Raw genomic sequence first — 16,945 nt, 5'->3', positions numbered from 1 at the left:
GGGGTCACTTGACCCAAATCCGGGTCAGCAGCTCAGGGTCAGTGACCTGATTCAGGTGGGTCACTGGTGGGTCATGAACCAGAGGGTCAGGGTCAAAACGGGGGTCAGTCGATGTAGGTCAAAGGGGTCAGGCGGGAAGGTCACAATCACCCAACCCGCCGCTGCGGGATGCTGCGCATTAAAGAGTGAAGGTCGGCATTCACCGATTGAAAGGAATACTCATGATTGAAAAGCAATGTCCCGAGTGTGGGAAATTGTACGTCTGTAAAACGTTAGGGAAACGCACTTGCTCAGAATCGTGTAAGCGTGCCAGATTCGAGCGGCTCAACAAAGGCAGAAAATGTAAGAACTGCTATAAAGTTTTCAATCCTAAATTAGGGGACGGAAACTTTTGTTGTAAAAAATGTCGGAGAGAATACAAACAGACAGTTTACGATAGTGAAACTATCACCCGTTGCAGGGTTTGTAAAAAACCCATTCCATCGTGGAGGATGTATTGTTCCACCTCCTGTAAGAACAAATATCATAACGAACAACGCCGCCAAAGACGCATCCTCACCGAAGAACTAACTGTATTATACGACCTTTTGCGACAACTCCACACCCCCAGTGGGGACGACATAATCATTTGTACAGAATGTGGGCATCAGTGGCCGTGCGGCACACTGCAACTATTCGAGGGATGGGTGGAGATAAAATGATGGCAGTAACCGAACTTAAAGACTATGGACGAGGCTCCAAAGGAATCATCAAATACTTGACTGATTCCATAGCGGATGAAAACCCGATACAGCCCAATAGTATCAGCGGTTCCACTCGTTATTACACTAATAATGGTACCCCACCCGGCGTGTGGCTCGGAAGCGGTATAAACGCCTTTGCCGGGATAAACTCAGGCGATATGGTCAGTACCAGTCAGCTGGAAAACCTGATTGGTTTTGGAAAACACCCCGACACGGGTGAACAACTCGGCAGCGCTTTCAAAACGGTTATACCAAAAACAATAGATGAAGAATTCATAGCTCAAGTTGAAGAATACCGCGCTGAAGCACCAGCTGTGGCCAAACGAATCCTGCATAAATACTTTCAAGCAAACGCGAAGCCCAACGGTTCCGTACATGGCTTTGACTTCACGTTCTCACCCGCCAAAGACATCTCCCTACTGTGGGGACTGGGGGATAACGGAGTGCGCGAAATCGTAGAAAAAGCCCACCACGATGCCATCAACCGCACCCTCGCACGCCTCGAAGCCACAGCCCTCTACACTCGCGAAGGCTCAGGAGGAAAAAATCAAGTCAAAACCCGAGGACTCATCGCAGCACGATACGACCACTGGGACACCCGTGAAGGCGACCCTCATCTACACTCACACGTTGTGGTCGCCAATAAGGTTCAAACCCAAGACGGAAAATGGCTCACCATCGACTCACGCGGGGGAGTATTCCCCTCAGCCGTAGCTATCAGCGAATACTACGACAACATCCTGATGGACATTCTCACCGCGCGCCTCGGGGTAGCCTGGGAAATCCGTTCCGAAACCCGCAGCGGGAAACCAATCTGGGGCATCCAAGGCATAGACGAAAGCCTCATTCAAGAATTCTCCACCCGCCACCGGAAAATCGTGGCAGCACGAACAGAATCTAGCAACAGAAAAGACGACAAGGCAGCATGGGACAAAACTAGACGCGCCAAAAAACGCGCCTCACTGGAACAGTTACGTGAACTGTGGGCAACCCGCGCCGGGAAAACCCACCTAGACGACGTATGTAACCTCGATGCCGCTGGTCGTGGACTCGCCACCCCCCAAGACCTCGCCGAACAATATAAACAACAGCTGGGGCATATCGCCCTGCAAGCCTTAGAGAAATCGAAATCAAACTGGAGCCGCTGGAACGTTGTCGCTGAAGTCGAACGCGCCGCCAGAGAAGTCCGCCTCGCCTATGGCAGGGATGAAGTCGTGGAAGAAATCAGCGACAACATTATGGAAGGCATGATTGAACTCAACCCTGACCAACCCACCCAATACCGGCGCTGGTCCACCCAACGCATCCTGGACGCTGAAACCCTCATGCTCGACACCTCTAACACGTATCTCGCGAAAGGCATAGACCACCAGACAGTCGTCACCCAACTCGACCAATGGCGCAGCGATGACGGTTGGGCGCTATCTCGCACCCAAGCAATGGCAGCGTGGGAAATCCTCACTTCCAACCGTACCTGCGACCTGCTCGTAGGACCCGCCGGAGCCGGAAAAACCACCACCCTGTCCGGGCTTGTAGACGTATGGCGACAAAACGGAGGCGAAGTCTACGGCTACGCCCCCTCAGCCGTAGCAGCGAAAGTCCTAAAAGAATCCACCGGAGACGCAAACACACTCGCCTCATGGATACACAGCCAACACCGCCCCGAATTCGATAAAAACACGCTCGTAATCATCGATGAAGCCTCCATGTCCGGCACCCTGGAACTCGCCGAAATCACCCAAGCAGTACGCGAAAAAGGCGGAAAAATCCTGCTCGTAGGCGATCCAAACCAGCTAAACGCAGTCGAAGTCGGGGGAGCCTTCGCCATGCTCACCAGAGAACACCCCACCCCACCCAGCCTCTCAGAAGTTCACCGATTCAAAAACCCCTGGGAAGCCGAAGCCTCTCTCGCGCTACGCACCGGCAAAGACCTATCAGTAGTAGCGACCTATCTAAAAAACGAGCGGATAAAGTCAGGTCCTGCTCAAACCATCGAAACCCAAATGTTTGCAGCCTGGTGGAACGACACCAGCGAAAACAAAGAATCCCTCATGCTCGCAGGCGATAACGAAACAGTCACCCGACTAAACCAAGCCGCCCAAAACCGCCTCATCGAAGCCGGAAAAGTCCAAGCAAACGGACAAACCATCACCCTGCACGACGCAACCCAAGCCCGACTCGGAGACAAAATCGTCACCCGGCGCAATGCTAGGAAAACCATCCATGACGAAGTAATCAACGGTGCAACCTTCCAAATCCGCGCCATCAACAAAGACGGCACTCTCCTCGTATCCCCAATCGGAAAGGACATCCTGCTGACCCTTCCCGCCCAATACGTCACCCAACACGTAGACCTCGGCTACGCGGGCACCATCCACCGCGCGCAAGGACGAACCGTAGACACCTGCCACACCCTCATTTCCGACACCACCACCGCCAACGGTCTCTACGTCGGAATGACTCGCGGGAAAAACTGCAACACAGCTTGGGCCATCACCTCCACCCCAGCCAGCCCAGACGGGCCAACCCCCCAAGAAATCAGTGGCATCCAAATTTTCACTCAAGCCATCCAAAACAGAGAGGACAACCGCACCGCCATCGAACTATTCCAAAAACCAGCCCGGCAGGAAGAAACACCACAAATGGTCGCCACCATACACCCCACCCCACCACCAGTAGACGCATACCCAGAACTTCAAAACAGCGGCTACGAACTATAGGAGTCAAAGCCCAAACTTCCAGGAAGCCAAGGGGGACGCTCTCGCCTGCCCCGGTCAGCATTATCCCCCGAGCTTGGCCGCGAGGGCGCGATCTCTTTCCAGTGAGGCGTGTTGGTAAATCATGGCAGCTCCAACATCGGAGTGTCCAGCCCGTGCCATGAGTTCCGCCAAAGTCGCTCCAGCTTCTCCAGCCAAAGTTAACCCAGTGTGACGTAAATCATGGAATCGTAGTCCTTCCAAGCCTAGAGATTTCACTACCGGGTCAAACCTGGAATGCAGCTCCTTATTTCTGAGCCAAGCTTTCCCCTGTGAGCCAGGCTGCCACACAACCAAGTCAGTGGTTCCAATCCCGTACTCATCCAAGTGTTGCTTAATACGCTCAAGTGCGACAGGGGGGATGGCCACCGTGCGGTTTCCTGCCAGCGTTTTCACCGGTCCTTCTGAAATCGCTCCACCTATCCCACGCTTGGTACTCTTCGTGACTCGAACTGTCCCCGCCAACACATCAATATCCCCGCCACGCAGCGCCGCGATTTCCCCGAAACGCAATGCACACCAACCCGCCAAATCGATAGTAACAGCCAACTCGCGAGGCATTCCTTCACGTATCGCGGCAAGCTGCTGGGGCGTAGCAGTGAGATACTTAGTCCGCCTCTGCCGGTTGGCCACGGCCAACCTCACCCTGGGAACCTGCTCAATATACCCGGCATCCGCAGCATAAGTCAGCATCCGCTTCAACAAATTCGTCGCCTTACGCCGAGTATTCTGTGCCTCCCACTTCATACCAGCATCCCAAGCCACAATCCATTTAGAAGTCATCTTAGTCACCGGCATACTACCAATATCAGGCTGCAAATAACGCACCCAACTAGATCGGTAAGTCCTGATTGTATTCGGGGAATAATCTGCCTGTTCCATCTGGGTCAGCATCTCCACAAAAACCTGCTGCATCGTCGGAACCTTGTGCGCGACCACACGTTCCTCCTCGCGCATCTGTTCAATATCTTCCCCATCAGCAATCCGCACCTGAGCACGTAACAACCACGTCCGCGCCTCATTACGAGTCCGAAAAGTGTTCGGAGCCTTAATTCTGTGACCATCAATCACCGGGGTTTGCGCCTGATAATTCCCAGAAGGAAGCTGACGGATAGTTCCCCAGGCTTCCCTAGACATGACAAAGCCCCCAATCTGGAACGTGCAACTGGTCACATTTCGTGCAACATTTCGTGCAACATCATAGCGAAAGATGGGTAAAAATGTCCAAAGATGGGTAATACACAAGCACGATAAAACGCCGCTATATCAACATAAAATCCGCAGAATATCAACGATTGCCGGGGGTAAAAGCGGAGGGCGAGGGATTCGAACCCCCGGTGAGTTTCCCCACAACGGTTTTCAAGACCGTCACATTCGGCCGCTCTGTCAGCCCTCCATGCGCGAAAAGCGTGATACCGATTCTATCAGGTGAAAGCCGAGCTGCCGACTTTTGGAAAATCTGAGGGAATTTCGCTAGAGTTAAAACCCTTGGAGACGTGGCTGAGCGGCCGAAAGCGGCACCCTGCTAAGGTGTTAGGGGCCTTGCCCCTCGCAGGTTCAAATCCTGTCGTCTCCGCAAACCCGCGTCACCTGTAGTGACGCGGGAATTTTTATACTTACTGGCAGATCCAAGTTCTGTATCCTGCGGCATACGCCTACAGGATATAGAGATAATTCCTTTCAGTTTTGCCGGTTAATGGAGATAGCCTTGTACTATGCGTCGTTCCAAAATTGTCTGTACCCTTGGCCCCGCTACGAATTCTGAGGATAAGATTCGTTCCTTGATGCAAGCCGGGATGAATGTGGTGCGTATCAATCGTTCCCACGGCACTCAAGCGGAGGCGGCTGAGCAAATCGACTTGGTACGCCGAGTTGAGAAAGAATTTGAACATCCCGTGGCTGTCCTGGTTGACTTACAGGGTCCCAAGATTCGCCTGGGGACGTTCGTCAACGGTCTTGAAAATCTCCTTCTGGGGCAGGATTTCACCATTACCACCCGTGATGTACCGGGGGATGCCAGCATCGTCTCTACGACTTTCAAGGGACTGCCAGGCGACTGTCATCCCGGTGATGTGCTTTTGATTGATGACGGTAACGTGCAAGTCAGGGTCACTCGCATCGAAGGCGAGGATGTGGTGACAAAAGTCGAGGTTCCCGGAACAGTATCGGATCATAAAGGGCTGAACTTGCCGGGCGTGGCTGTTTCCGTACCGGCTCTTTCCGAAAAAGATAAAGACGACTTGCGCTGGGCGCTGACCCAGGACGTTGACTACATTGCCCTGTCATTTGTGCGTCGGGCAGATGACCTGGATGACGTACATCGGATAATGGACGAAGTTGGGCATCGCCTCCCGGTTATCGCCAAAATTGAAAAACCCCAGGCTGTGAATCATTTGCAGGAAATTATTCACGCTTTCGATGCCATCATGGTGGCTCGCGGTGATCTCGGGGTGGAAATGCCGCTGGAGGAAATTCCTACTGTGCAAAAGAGAGCCATCGAATTGTGCCGTGCTGAGGCAAAACCGGTCATAGTGGCTACCCAAGTGCTGGAATCCATGATTTGCAACGCGCGTCCCACCAGAGCAGAAGCCTCAGATTGTGCCAATGCGGTGTGGGATGGGGCTAGCGCGGTCATGCTTTCAGGCGAGACGGCGGTGGGCAGCTATCCGATTCAAGCCGTAGAAACAATGGCAAAAATCATCGAAGCTGCTGAGGAGCTAGGAACGCGCCACTTCGCGAAACTCAAGGACGGCGACCTTGATTGGGAATCCATCATTGCGCGTCATTCGATTTTGATTGCGAAGTCAACCAATTCTAAGTTCGTGGCGGCTTTCACAAATTCTGGAGCTACAGCTCACCGGTTGGCTCGATTGCGCTCCACAATACCTCTGTATGTGTTCTGCTATCACGAACACGTCCGTCGCCAATTGGCTCTGGAATGGGGGATTCAAACCTATCCCATCAAAATGGCGCGGCGACTCTATCTGATGATTCATGAGGCGGAAGATATTTTGCTGGAGCGCGGTATTGCCCAACGAGACCAAGTTGCCGTATTTGTCGGGGGTCTCCCCCCAGGGCAAGAGGGCAACACCAACTCTATCCGGTTGCACCGGGTAGGTTCATACCGAGATGTCTGATTCCATTCATTGACACGGTTGACGATTTGCCGAGCGTGAGACGGGGCTGTCGGACTCAGTTGCGACGACTAGGGCGCTGTTCCAGAACCCGGGTATCAGCCTCGGCAGACAAATCGGGAGCGACTGTACCTACAGACCGTCCTGTCATTCGGCGCGATGAGGGTGGTCGAGGTGGCCTTGGGCAATCGCGGCCGGGGTGGAGAGAGCGTTCGGCAAACGCGGAGCCAGCAGTACTCTAACCGAATGAAAAATATCGGGAGCCCCGGGCCATACGGTGTCATCAGGTAGGTTGTTTGCGTTCAGCTCGCCTACCCAGTAGCCATCACTTTGGATTACGTATCCCTCCAAATAGTCCCACCATCGATAGTAAAGCTCGAGGTAAGGTTCTAATTCTTCCACTGAGGCACCCTGTTCACGCAACTCAAAAACCAGGGCTACTACAGCTTGGATGGCTTCCGTGAGAACCCAGGTAAACCGTTGACGCATCAAAGGTTTACCTTGGTAGTCCACGGTAAAGAAAATACCGCTATGGCCGTCTTTACACCACGAATCTGAGGCTGTCCGATTAAAAATCTCCCGGGCCACGTGCAAGTAATCTTTCGGTGGCTCGAGACCGTTTTTTTGTGAAGCGGCAGCGACTTGGACAATTTTCCGTGACCAGCCAAAATTATGTCCGACGTTGATTCCATACGGCCGGCGCGGGTCAGCTGGAGTGCCGACGTTGTAGTTTCGATCCAGATTCCAATTTCCATCGAAATGTTCCGGGACACGCCAATTGTTGTTCCGGGCTTGCTCCATGGCAAATGAAACAATCCGCGAGGCTCGTTCAATCCACTTTTTGTCTTGAGTGGCATCACCGACAGCGAGAAAAGCCGAGACGGCGTGCAGATTTGAGCTCATGCCGTGATAGCTTTCCATCTCAGAAAAATCCCGCGCGAAGTTTTCGTTTACACGGCCAAGTTCTTCGTCCCAAAAGTATTTCTCTTCGACTTTGATGGCTTGTTTCAGTAAGTCTTTAGCGCTACTGACAGGGGTTAATGAAGCTGCGGCAGCTGCCTCCAAAAGATAGGACATAGCCCGTGAGCTTTTCCGATTCCCCTCTGTCCCTGCAGGTATGCCACGCGTATTTGCTAACTTTTGGCGTTCTTGAATTGGTTCAATCAAAGAAAACCAGCCATCGTAGTCAGGATCTTTGAACGCATATGTGATGGCTTGGACTCCGTGTTCGCACCGTCGCAGAGATCCGGGGATTCCCAATAACGAAGCTACGGCATAAATGTAGGTCGAGCGAGCCGTCAAATCGAGCTCCACAGGTTTTGCTGTATCGACGCTCCCATCGCTGCGAATGTACCCAAAACCGCCGTGAATGTATGCATGCTGGCCGTATTCCAGCACCGTTTGCAGGTGATTTCCTAGCCAACGAACATGTTCAGTGGAATCGAATCTTGGCATTGTCGCTCCCTCCTCACCAGCCATCGATACGAAAATTTTACCCGTTGATTCCTAAGTTTTTTGGACTTCGGTTGAATTTTCAACACTTATTAATTGCTTGAGAGAGTAAGTTTCGCGTTGCGTTCGGCAGATTTTTATCTGGTAACCGATTCACCCTGGAGGCTTCGAGTACTTCAAAGTCCCATTACTTGGGTGAGAGCTTCCAAGACTGCACCCGCACCCTGCTTCGTGTCCGGCAGGGTAGTGGCGGCAGCGGCTGCCTTGACTTCGGGTCGGGCATTTCCCATGGCGACACCGTAACCAGCGGTTCGCAGCAGGGGGATATCGTTACCTCCGTCTCCGATGGCAATAGTGTGACCCAAGTCAACCCCTAAATTCGCGCAAACAGTGGCAAGTCCGTGCCCTTTTGAAGTTCCCGGAGGGTTGATGTCCAGCCAGGAACGCCACCCGATAGCGTGTTCCACCCCGGTAAAATCAATGCGATTAACCGCGCAATGAAATTCCTCATTATTCAACTGGGGTTCACGAATGACCACCCGGGAAACCGGGGTCGCCAAAAGTGTATCGAGGTCTTGAACCTCCAGGGTTTCACGCAGTTCTCCGGGAGGGAAAGGCTTGGAAACCCGGAAACCGAGGGGATTGTCCTCCACTCCAATGCAGGCTTCGGGAAGAACCTGCAGCACGCGAGCAACTATGGGACGAGGATCGAAAGTATATTGATTCGTCAGGGCGTAACCGTCAGTTTGCGTATAATGACCGACCAAGGAGCCATTAGCACTGGCAATCCAGGCACTTTCCAGTTCCAGCCCTTCCACCACCGGCAGGGTTGCCGGAACGGAACGTCCTGTGGTGATGCAGATGTGAACCCCACCAATACGGAGTCGATCGGCATATTCCTTTACTTTGGGATAAATCTGCTGTTCGGGGGTGACTATGGTGCCGTCAATGTCCAGGGAGACCAACACGTCACGAGGATTTTTGGGCAAGCCCATTAGTCCCAGCGCGATAGCGTGGCGCGTGACTTGTTCGGCATACTCGCCCAAAAAAACCTCCGGAATCGGCTAATATCCTGATGGAAAACGATTCAAGTTATTTACCTGGTTGACTGATAGGTTCCAGAACTTCCAACCCGCCCAGATAGGGACGTAACCCGGCGGGTACCCGCACCGAACCATCGGCCTGCTGATGGTTTTCTAAAATAGCCACAATCCAGCGCGTAGTTCCCAACGTTCCGTTCAAAGTGGCGCAGACCTGCGGTTTTCCTTCCGCATCGCGGTAGCGAATTCCTAGGCGTCGTGCCTGGAAGGTCGTGCAGTTGGAGGTAGACGTGACCTCCATAAACCGCTTCTGGGTGGGAAGCCAGGCTTCGCAGTCAAACTTTTGCGCCGCGCTGGAACCGAGATCCCCGGCCGCGGTATTGATGACCCGATAGGGCAACTCCACCTTGGCGAGCATTTCGCGTTCCATATTGAGCAGCTTTTGATGCTCCGCCAGCGCATCTTCGGGCTTGCAATAGGAAAACATCTCTACCTTGTGGAACTGGTGGACGCGAATAATGCCGCGGGTATCCTTACCGTAGGAACCTGCCTCGCGCCTAAAACAGGCTGACCAGCCGGTATAGCGTTTGGGGCCGGCGGATAAATCGATGATTTCATTCGTGTGATAGCCCGCCAGAGCGACCTCGGAGGTGCCGGTCAAATAGAGTTCATCAGCAGGCAAGTAGTAAATCTCGTCCGAGTGCTCGCCCAAGAATCCCGTCCCGCTCATAGTCTCAGGTGACACCATGCACGGCGTAATCATCGGGGTGAACCCGTGAGCCATGGCGGTGTCGAAAGCAGCATTGAGGATAGCGAGTTCGAGGCGCGCGCCCACTCCCTTCAGATAGTAGAACCGCGCCCCCGAAACTTTGGCGCCCCGATCGGTGTCGATGGCATCCAAACCGATACCCAGGTCGAGATGATCCTTGGGGGTGAAGCCTTCCGCCGCAAAGTCACGAATCGCTACACCCTCCTGGCCCAGGACCTCGTAGTCGTCCTCACCGCCGGAAGGCACCCCGTCCAAAATCAGGTTTTCCAGCACCATCGCGGCCCGCTTGGCTTCCTCAGCAGCCTGGTTGGAGGCATCTTCCAAAGCCTTGACGTTTTCACTCAGCTTCTTGGCCTGCTCCAGCAGGGCGGGGCGTTCCTCTTTCGAGGCACTGCCGATTTTCTTGGAAAAGGCCTTTTGCTCAGCGCGCGCTGTTTCAAAAGCGGTCAGCGCCGCCCGGCGGCGTTCGTCAGCGGCTAAGGCCTGGTCTACAGTTGCGGGGTCGTTACCGCGAGCCACCTGAGAGGCCCGCATCGGTTCCGGATTGTCTTTCATCGCACGCAAATCAATCATGCTTAAAGCATAACCGTTTTGCGCCTCATCTTTAGATAGCGCGGCTCGATAGCGAACTCACACCGCGCGACCGGAGACGACCTGTTCCATCCAGGCTTGTGCCGTGGCGAAATCCATATTCGCCGTCCCCCGCACAATCTGAGTACGCATCCGATCCGCCCGCGGATACGAACCTAAAAACCGCACATCCGGGCAGGTCCGATGCAGCCCCATCAAAGCATCTTTGACACGTTCTTCAAAAATATGGCCCTCGATATCAATGGAAAAGGCATAGCGGTCAAAGTGCCCTCCGACAGGGCGTGATTCAATGCGCGAAAGGTTTACTCCCCGTGCCGAAAACTGTTCTAGCATGGTCAGAAGCGCGCCGGATTCATTGTCCGGTAACGTAACTTGAACTGTGGTTTTGTCTGCCCCTGTGGGGGGAGGAATAGCTCCGGGAGGGGAAACTAGGACGAATCGGGTTTGGGCGCTGTCGTCATCCGCAATCCCCTCCGCGAGAGTTTTTCCGCCGTAGGCCGAAGCGGACACTGCGGAGCAAAGAGCCGCGTCATAGCCGCACGAGTCATCTTCCATCAGCAGTTTGGCGGCCGCGGCGGTGGAGGTGGTGGGAATATGAGTTACTTCGCCGATGTGCTGTTCCACCCAACAGCGAGTTTGTGCCCAGGCGTGTGGATGTGTGCCGATTCTCTTAATCTGACCCAACTCCAGCCCGGAATCTGTCCGTACCATCAACGCAAAGGCAATCGGTACTAAAACTTCGCCCACAATCGTCAAGGGTTGACCGTGAGCTAAAGCGTCCAAAGTGGCGTTAACTCCGCCTTCCACCGAGTTTTCAATTGGAACCACTGCGCGATCGGCCTCGCCGGTACGAACCAGGTGCAGGGCGGATTCGACGCCAGCAGCGGGTAGCAAGGTAGCGCCGCGGGGTGTGATTTCTCGGGTAGCTTGTTCGCTAAATGTCCCGAAAGGTCCCAGGAAGGAAACTCGTAAAGGACCTCTCACCTCCGGTCCGGGAAGTGAGGTTCCAGTCGAAATCGATGGTGCCGGGTCTGTTAATGCGGTATTCATAGGCAGTACTCCTCAAAATAATTATCGCGAAGCAGCGCAATTTCGACAAAACTCGGTATGATTTTAACCATGCAGACAAAAGTCAAACCTCCTTCTACGCCCTCGCGCTCAATGTCGGGGCGAGCGGGAAGCGGTACGCGCAAACCGATTAAGCGTTCTTATAAACCGCTGCCCACTACGCGTTACCTGGTTGCTGGTTTGACCGCAATTATTGTCAGCATGGGCTTGATCGCGGGGGCGATGAGCTCAACCAATACTTTTGACGTGAAGCCCTGGGATCCTTCCCAAGAAATGCACTGGGATCCATTCGAACATCACGAGATTGCCGGTGTGGATGTAGGCTCCCTCAGCGAGGCGGGGCGTCGTACCTCGGAGGCAATCAAACCTAAGACGGCGGCAACTCCCACAGAAACTAAGAAGCAGACGAAACCTGAGAAAACTCCTGAGGCAACTCCGACTGAGTCGCCGGCTCAAGAGGAGAACCCGTCCTCCACTGTCGTCCAGACTTTTGAAGTTCCAGGAGCGCCTCAGGAGCCGACCGCTTCGGAAGCCCCCGAAGGGGCGCCGCCAGTGGCTATGGGTCCCATCGCTAAGGATTCACGAGTTGACCGGGTTCACGAGGTCGCGGTCCCAAAAGCATAGCTACCGGTGCGTATTCATCGGTTCCCAGTCTGGGTGGTGGCTTCGGTCCGGTAGGCATGTCTGCCCAGGTGAGCCGCACACCTCTGTTAGTTTTGTTAGGCATCCAATGGCGTTGGGATGATGATTCCCTGGCCGACCCGGATTTACGTCAGCTCTTGGAAAGTTCTACCCGCGCCAATTCGGTGGTGCGCACCAAAGCGAACACCACTCTTCCCGCTGCCGGATTTCGCGCTTTGGCGACGGGGAATCGTACGGGGTCGAGCGAGAACGGATGGATCCTGGGCCAGGCGGTGCTGGATTCGGGTGTGAACTTGCGTTTGTTTGGTGATGGAGCCGCGGCTGGAATGGGTTTCGTGCATCCTGACGCACCCGGCGCCAACCTTCCCAAGTCCCTGAGTTTTTCACCGGCCTCCAGCTATCGCGGCGCCAGTCCGGAAGTGTTTGCGGACCTGCTCTGCCAGGTCATGACTCCCGGAGCGGTAGTCGTGGTAGATATGCGGGTGTTTCCCCGCCATTTGCAGCCCCAAGTTCTGCGCGCTGCCTGGCAGCGTGGTGACGATTTGGGGTGGAATACCATTATTTCCTCAATAGCTGACGATAAACCGGTGACAAATCGAGAATCTGATGTTTACCTAATTGACAAATCTGCCCCCAAAAAGACGATTGTCCCGCCGGGAGATCCCCGACTGCAAGTCTTTGCGGCGCGCGGCCCCCAGTTCGGCAATGGGGGCGCGACCTCGGCTTCCACTCATCGACCGGGATGGGTGCAAACCGCCGACTTGACCGCTACCATCTTGGATTACGTTGGAGCTGAAAAACCAGCGTGGGTGCAAGGCTCCGCAATCACTATGGGAAATGTGGTCACTGTGGAGTCTCTCGCATCGGCGGCGCGCCGAGCCGCGATGATTCGCAATGTCCAGGTTTGGTTTCTTCCCGGCTTGGGAGTGGGAGTAGCTTTGCTTTTGATTGCGGCAGTATGGATGCTGAACCGCCGCACGCACCCCCGGTTGGGTGAGGAGTGGGACCAGCCTCGGGCGCTGTTGGGATTTTGGCGAATGGTGGCAACCTTTGCCGCTCTCATCCCGGCAATGGCATATTTCATGAACTTGGCACCGTGGTGGGAACTCGGACCGGCCGACACAGACGTTGCCGCCGCTAGCTATCTGTGGCTAGGATGTTTGCTCCCGGTAATCCTGAGCGCCCTCGTGGCTATCGTCTGGAGTGCTTTGGGGTTGAATTCCCTTCTCGGCCCGTTATTCATAATAAGCATATCGTCGCTGATAGTAGGGGTACTAGACCCCTTGATTGGTTCCCCGATGGTGTTGGATTCCATTATGGGACTGCAATCAACAGTCGGGGGGCGTTTCTTTGGCATCGACAATGTCATGTTTGCGGTACTCGCCACCGGAGCACTGATTCTCGCTACGGTTGTCTACGGGTTGGTAGCGGAACGCAAACAATCTACGACCACAGAGAAATCCTTGATGGTGGTGCTGATTGTCATGGCTAGCGCGGTAATTTTCCTAGATTCTGCCCCCAGCTTGGGGGCGGATTTTGGTGGCACGATGGCTCTGGTTCCCGGCTTTGCCATTCTGTTCTTAAAATTCAACCGAAAACCTCTAACAGTCCTATCATCTGCACTGATAGTCTTATTAACGGTAGCTGTAGCAGCTCTATTTGCTTATATTGATTGGTTGCGTCCCGCTGCGGAACGGACCCATTTGGGTAACTTTATCGATACGCTCACTCAGGGCCGGGTGCTGCCGGTACTCATTAATAAATCCACGATGGTTTGGAACGCTGGCTGGCCGGCGTGGCTCATTATCAGCGTTATTCTGGCTATTCTGCTGGCGATGGTGATTATTTTGGCTCCGTTATTCGCCAATATGCGAAACCCTTACCGCCGTGACTACGGTTGGTTGTGGGGTAGCGTCGGCGCAAAACTTCGTCCCGAAGGAATTGCCTGGAATCACGCGGAAAGAGCCTTATTTAGCGCCTGGATTACCACTATGGTGGTGGGCATGCTGCTCAATGATTCGGGAATCCTGCTGGGTCTGGCGGGAGCCGCCGTCATGTTTCCGGCCATCTTGGCTCAAGGATGTCACAAGTTCCTGATTGACTCCCCAGGCGATAACCGTTCAGTGCAGCCTTACTTCAGGCAGTAAACCTCACCGGGCTCCTGTTTAATTGCTGCGGACAGGCGCAGCCGAAGGGGAGCCCGAACGTGGCGCACAAAGCGTGTGGCGGAGGCCAGAAATACATCCCGGAATTGGCTCAGGCGGTGACGGTATCCCGCCATATCGTTGCCGGTAGCCCGGTGTGTCAGGTCGCAAGGAACTTCCTGCACCGAGTACCCCTTAACCAGCAGGTCGATAGTCATGCCGGTTTCCACCCCCCACTTATGCGCCAGGGGCAGACAATCGAAAAAGGCTTCCGCACTCAGGCAGCGCTGACCCGACAGTGGTTGGAGCGGTTCCCACCCGGTCGCCCAGCGAATGGCCCGGCGCGATAAACGTGTCACAAAACCGTGACCACCGGCACCGGCTTGGCGCGGCAGGGCAGCTATGGCACAGTCCGTGCGTCCCTGCATTACCGCCTCCACCAGCGGGAAAGTCTGGGCGGCGGAATCTCCCAAGTCCGCGTCCAGGAACAGAATGAGACGCCGAGGCCCGTCCTCGGGGTCGCGCATAGCCACGACTTTTGCCCCTGTTTCCATAGCACTGGCCTTACCGCGGTTGACGGAATGGCGTACCACCACGGCACCGGCACTGCGCGCGGCTTCACCCGTATTGTCATTAGACCCATCATCAATCACCACGAATAAATCGGCTCGGGGCAAAGCCTTGGAGGCACGAATTGTCGCCCCAATCGAATCGCCTTCGTCCTTGGCGGGAATGATGACCGCAACTTTCTGGTTCGGATCAGGAATGGCTGGGGCAGAGTTTTTGCTGTTTTCCTTGTCAGTTTCAGGCACGTGTGCAATTTTAAAGCCCTATCTAGCCAAATGCGAGCTTTCGGCGCCAGAAGTTTACGGGTTTTGTCATCTAAACGCCCGCGCCAGTACAGAAATTGGTGAAACAATGAGGCTATGCATGAACGAGCTGGACAACTTGCCAAACCGGAAGACCTCATCAACGTTGATGAAGTCATTAGCGCTTATTATGACCTGGAACCCGATGTGAATGAGCCTGCACAGGCAGTTTCGTTCGGGACTTCGGGCCATCGCGGTTCGTCTCTGGACCGCGCCTTTAACGAGGCTCATATCGTTGCCACCACGGCCGCGATTGTGGAATATCGTCAATCACAAGGTTATGACGGCCCCCTGTTCATCGGGCGCGATACGCACGCCCTATCAGAGCCGGCGTGGCGTACCGCCCTGGAGGTCCTCGCGGGCATGGAAGTGCGCACTCTGACAGACGCACGCGATTCCTTCACTCCGACACCCTCCGTATCTCACGCCATTCTCAAGGCTAACGGGGCGGGCACGCCGGGAGGTGTGCGGCTGAGCGGAGCGGGTTTGGCTGATGGTATCGTTGTTACCCCTTCGCATAATCCGCCTCGTGACGGCGGCTTTAAATACAACCCGCCCAGTGGCGGTCCCGCAGATTCGGACGCGACTTCCTGGATTGCTAATCGTGCCAATGAGATTTTGCGCCAGGGTTGGCGTTCCGTGCCGAGGAACCCGCATCCCGAGCAATCAGAATTTATTGGAAAAACAGATTTTCTACCGTCATACGTCGACTCGCTAATTGACGTAGTTGACGTTGAGGCGATTCGGTCCGCCGGTGTCCGCATCGGGGCTGACCCCTTGGGCGGCGCTTCGGTAGACTACTGGGCCGCCATCGCCGAACGTTACGGATTGAACCTGACGGTGGTGAATGAAAAGGTCGATCCGCGCTGGTCTTTCATGACTTTGGACTGGGACGGCAAGATTCGGATGGACTGCTCCTCGCCCTACGCGATGGCTTCTCTGCGTCAGGTGATGGAGGGTGGCTCGGCTCCCTACGATATTGCGACTGGAAACGACGCTGATTCAGACCGTCACGGCATCGTTACTGCCGATGGCCTGATGAATCCGAATCACTATCTGGCGGTGGCAATCGAATACCTGTTCACCCACCGTCCGCACTGGTCGCAAGGCTGTGCCGTCGGCAAAACGCTGGTGTCATCGGCTTTAATCGACCGGGTAGTAGCCGATATGGGACGCAAACTCGTCGAGGTCCCCGTTGGTTTCAAGCATTTTGTGCCGGGATTGCTGGATGGGTCCGTAGGCTTTGGCGGCGAGGAATCCGCTGGCGCATCTTTCCTGCGCAAAGACGGCACCGTGTGGACTACCGACAAGGACGGGTTGATTGCGGCTTTGCTGGCCTCCGAAATCCTCGCAGTGACCGGGAAAACTCCCAGCGCTCTGCACGAAGAACAGGTGGCCCGGTTTGGTGCTTCCGCTTACGAACGGGTGGATGCCCCCGCGACCAAGGCTGAAAAAGCCAAGCTCGCGGCTTTGGCGCCCGAAGACGTCGCGGCCTCGACACTGGGCGGGGAGCCGATTGTCGACCGCCTGGTGCAGGCACCGGGCAACCACGCGGCTATCGGAGGACTGAAAGTCACTACCAAGAACGCCTGGTTCGCCGCGCGTCCCTCCGGCACCGAAGATATTTATAAGATTTATGCCGAATCCTTTAAGGGTCCCGAGCATCTTCAGACTATTCAAGAAGAAGCAAAACAGGTGGTTGCCCAGGCTCTGGCAAAATAAGGTGCGTTTCACCAC

Annotated in this window: 12 protein-coding genes and 2 tRNA genes; 7 read left to right on the top strand and 7 right to left on the bottom strand. The window is 54.8% G+C overall.

The genetic code is table 11. From position 1 onward, the window contains the following. Positions 1-221: 221 nt before the first annotated feature. Together AC5LBQ_RS04350 and mobF are read left to right on the top strand one after the other, a co-directional pair. Positions 222-701, top strand: a complete 480-nt coding sequence (locus AC5LBQ_RS04350; RefSeq protein WP_366125153.1) for a DUF2116 family Zn-ribbon domain-containing protein — start codon at positions 222-224, stop codon at positions 699-701. After that, positions 698-3,463, top strand: coding sequence for a MobF family relaxase (gene mobF, locus AC5LBQ_RS04345; RefSeq protein WP_493264728.1), 2,766 nt, complete (start codon positions 698-700; stop codon positions 3,461-3,463). The genes AC5LBQ_RS04350 and mobF overlap by 4 nt, the downstream gene beginning before the upstream one ends. Before the next feature lie 60 nt (positions 3,464-3,523). Here the strand turns inward: mobF and AC5LBQ_RS04340 are convergent, their stop codons facing one another. After that, positions 3,524-4,636, bottom strand: a complete 1,113-nt coding sequence (locus AC5LBQ_RS04340) for a tyrosine-type recombinase/integrase (protein ID WP_493264727.1) — start codon at positions 4,634-4,636, stop codon at positions 3,524-3,526. A 174-nt stretch (positions 4,637-4,810) separates the two neighbouring features. Beyond that, positions 4,811-4,895, bottom strand: a tRNA-Ser gene (locus AC5LBQ_RS04335). 94 nt (positions 4,896-4,989) lie between these two features. On the opposite strand from AC5LBQ_RS04335, the gene AC5LBQ_RS04330 reads away from it, so the two are divergent. Both AC5LBQ_RS04330 and pyk read left to right on the top strand, forming a co-directional pair. After that, positions 4,990-5,075: transfer RNA gene (locus tag AC5LBQ_RS04330), tRNA-Ser, on the top strand. 139 nt (positions 5,076-5,214) lie between these two features. Further along, positions 5,215-6,636, top strand: coding sequence for a pyruvate kinase (gene pyk / locus AC5LBQ_RS04325; protein WP_307741905.1), 1,422 nt, complete (start codon positions 5,215-5,217; stop codon positions 6,634-6,636). A gap of 144 nt (positions 6,637-6,780) precedes the next feature. Here pyk and AC5LBQ_RS04320 read toward each other — a convergent pair whose 3' ends face one another. The 4 genes from AC5LBQ_RS04320 to pheA all read right to left on the bottom strand — a co-directional run bounded on the left by AC5LBQ_RS04320 (position 6,781) and on the right by pheA (position 11,535). After that, positions 6,781-8,088 (bottom strand): AGE family epimerase/isomerase, encoded by a 1,308-nt coding sequence (locus AC5LBQ_RS04320; protein ID WP_295026343.1) that lies wholly within the window; start codon positions 8,086-8,088, stop codon positions 6,781-6,783. Positions 8,089-8,261: 173 nt separating this feature from the next. Beyond that, a complete protein-coding gene (locus AC5LBQ_RS04315; RefSeq protein WP_295026341.1) occupies positions 8,262-9,131 on the bottom strand; it encodes an HAD family hydrolase in 870 nt (289 codons plus the stop codon). A 46-nt stretch (positions 9,132-9,177) separates the two neighbouring features. Continuing rightward, a complete protein-coding gene (serS, locus tag AC5LBQ_RS04310) occupies positions 9,178-10,467 on the bottom strand; it encodes a serine--tRNA ligase (RefSeq protein WP_295026339.1) in 1,290 nt (429 codons plus the stop codon). Between the two features lie 57 nt (positions 10,468-10,524). Next, positions 10,525-11,535 (bottom strand): prephenate dehydratase, encoded by a 1,011-nt coding sequence (pheA, locus tag AC5LBQ_RS04305; RefSeq protein WP_297345901.1) that lies wholly within the window; start codon positions 11,533-11,535, stop codon positions 10,525-10,527. Between the two features lie 69 nt (positions 11,536-11,604). Between pheA and AC5LBQ_RS04300 the strand changes: the two genes are divergently transcribed. Next, on the top strand, positions 11,605-12,177 hold the full coding sequence (locus tag AC5LBQ_RS04300; protein ID WP_297345902.1) for a superantigen-like protein SSL4: 573 nt from the start codon (positions 11,605-11,607) through the stop codon (positions 12,175-12,177). 68 nt (positions 12,178-12,245) lie between these two features. After that, complete coding sequence (locus tag AC5LBQ_RS04295; RefSeq protein WP_493264726.1) at positions 12,246-14,342, top strand: hypothetical protein; 2,097 nt, start codon at positions 12,246-12,248, stop codon at positions 14,340-14,342. On the opposite strand, the gene AC5LBQ_RS04290 is transcribed toward AC5LBQ_RS04295, so the two are convergent. Continuing rightward, positions 14,327-15,106 (bottom strand): glycosyltransferase family 2 protein, encoded by a 780-nt coding sequence (locus AC5LBQ_RS04290; protein WP_297345913.1) that lies wholly within the window; start codon positions 15,104-15,106, stop codon positions 14,327-14,329. The genes AC5LBQ_RS04295 and AC5LBQ_RS04290 overlap by 16 nt on opposite strands. A gap of 159 nt (positions 15,107-15,265) precedes the next feature. Here AC5LBQ_RS04290 and pgm point away from each other — a divergent pair, with 159 nt between their 5' ends. Continuing rightward, a complete protein-coding gene (gene pgm, locus AC5LBQ_RS04285) occupies positions 15,266-16,930 on the top strand; it encodes a phosphoglucomutase (alpha-D-glucose-1,6-bisphosphate-dependent) (RefSeq protein WP_295026332.1) in 1,665 nt (554 codons plus the stop codon). Positions 16,931-16,945: the final 15 nt, after the last annotated feature.

It is taken from the genome of Mobiluncus sp., from assembly GCF_985070215.1.
This window is presented reverse-complemented; position numbering and strand designations above follow the sequence as displayed.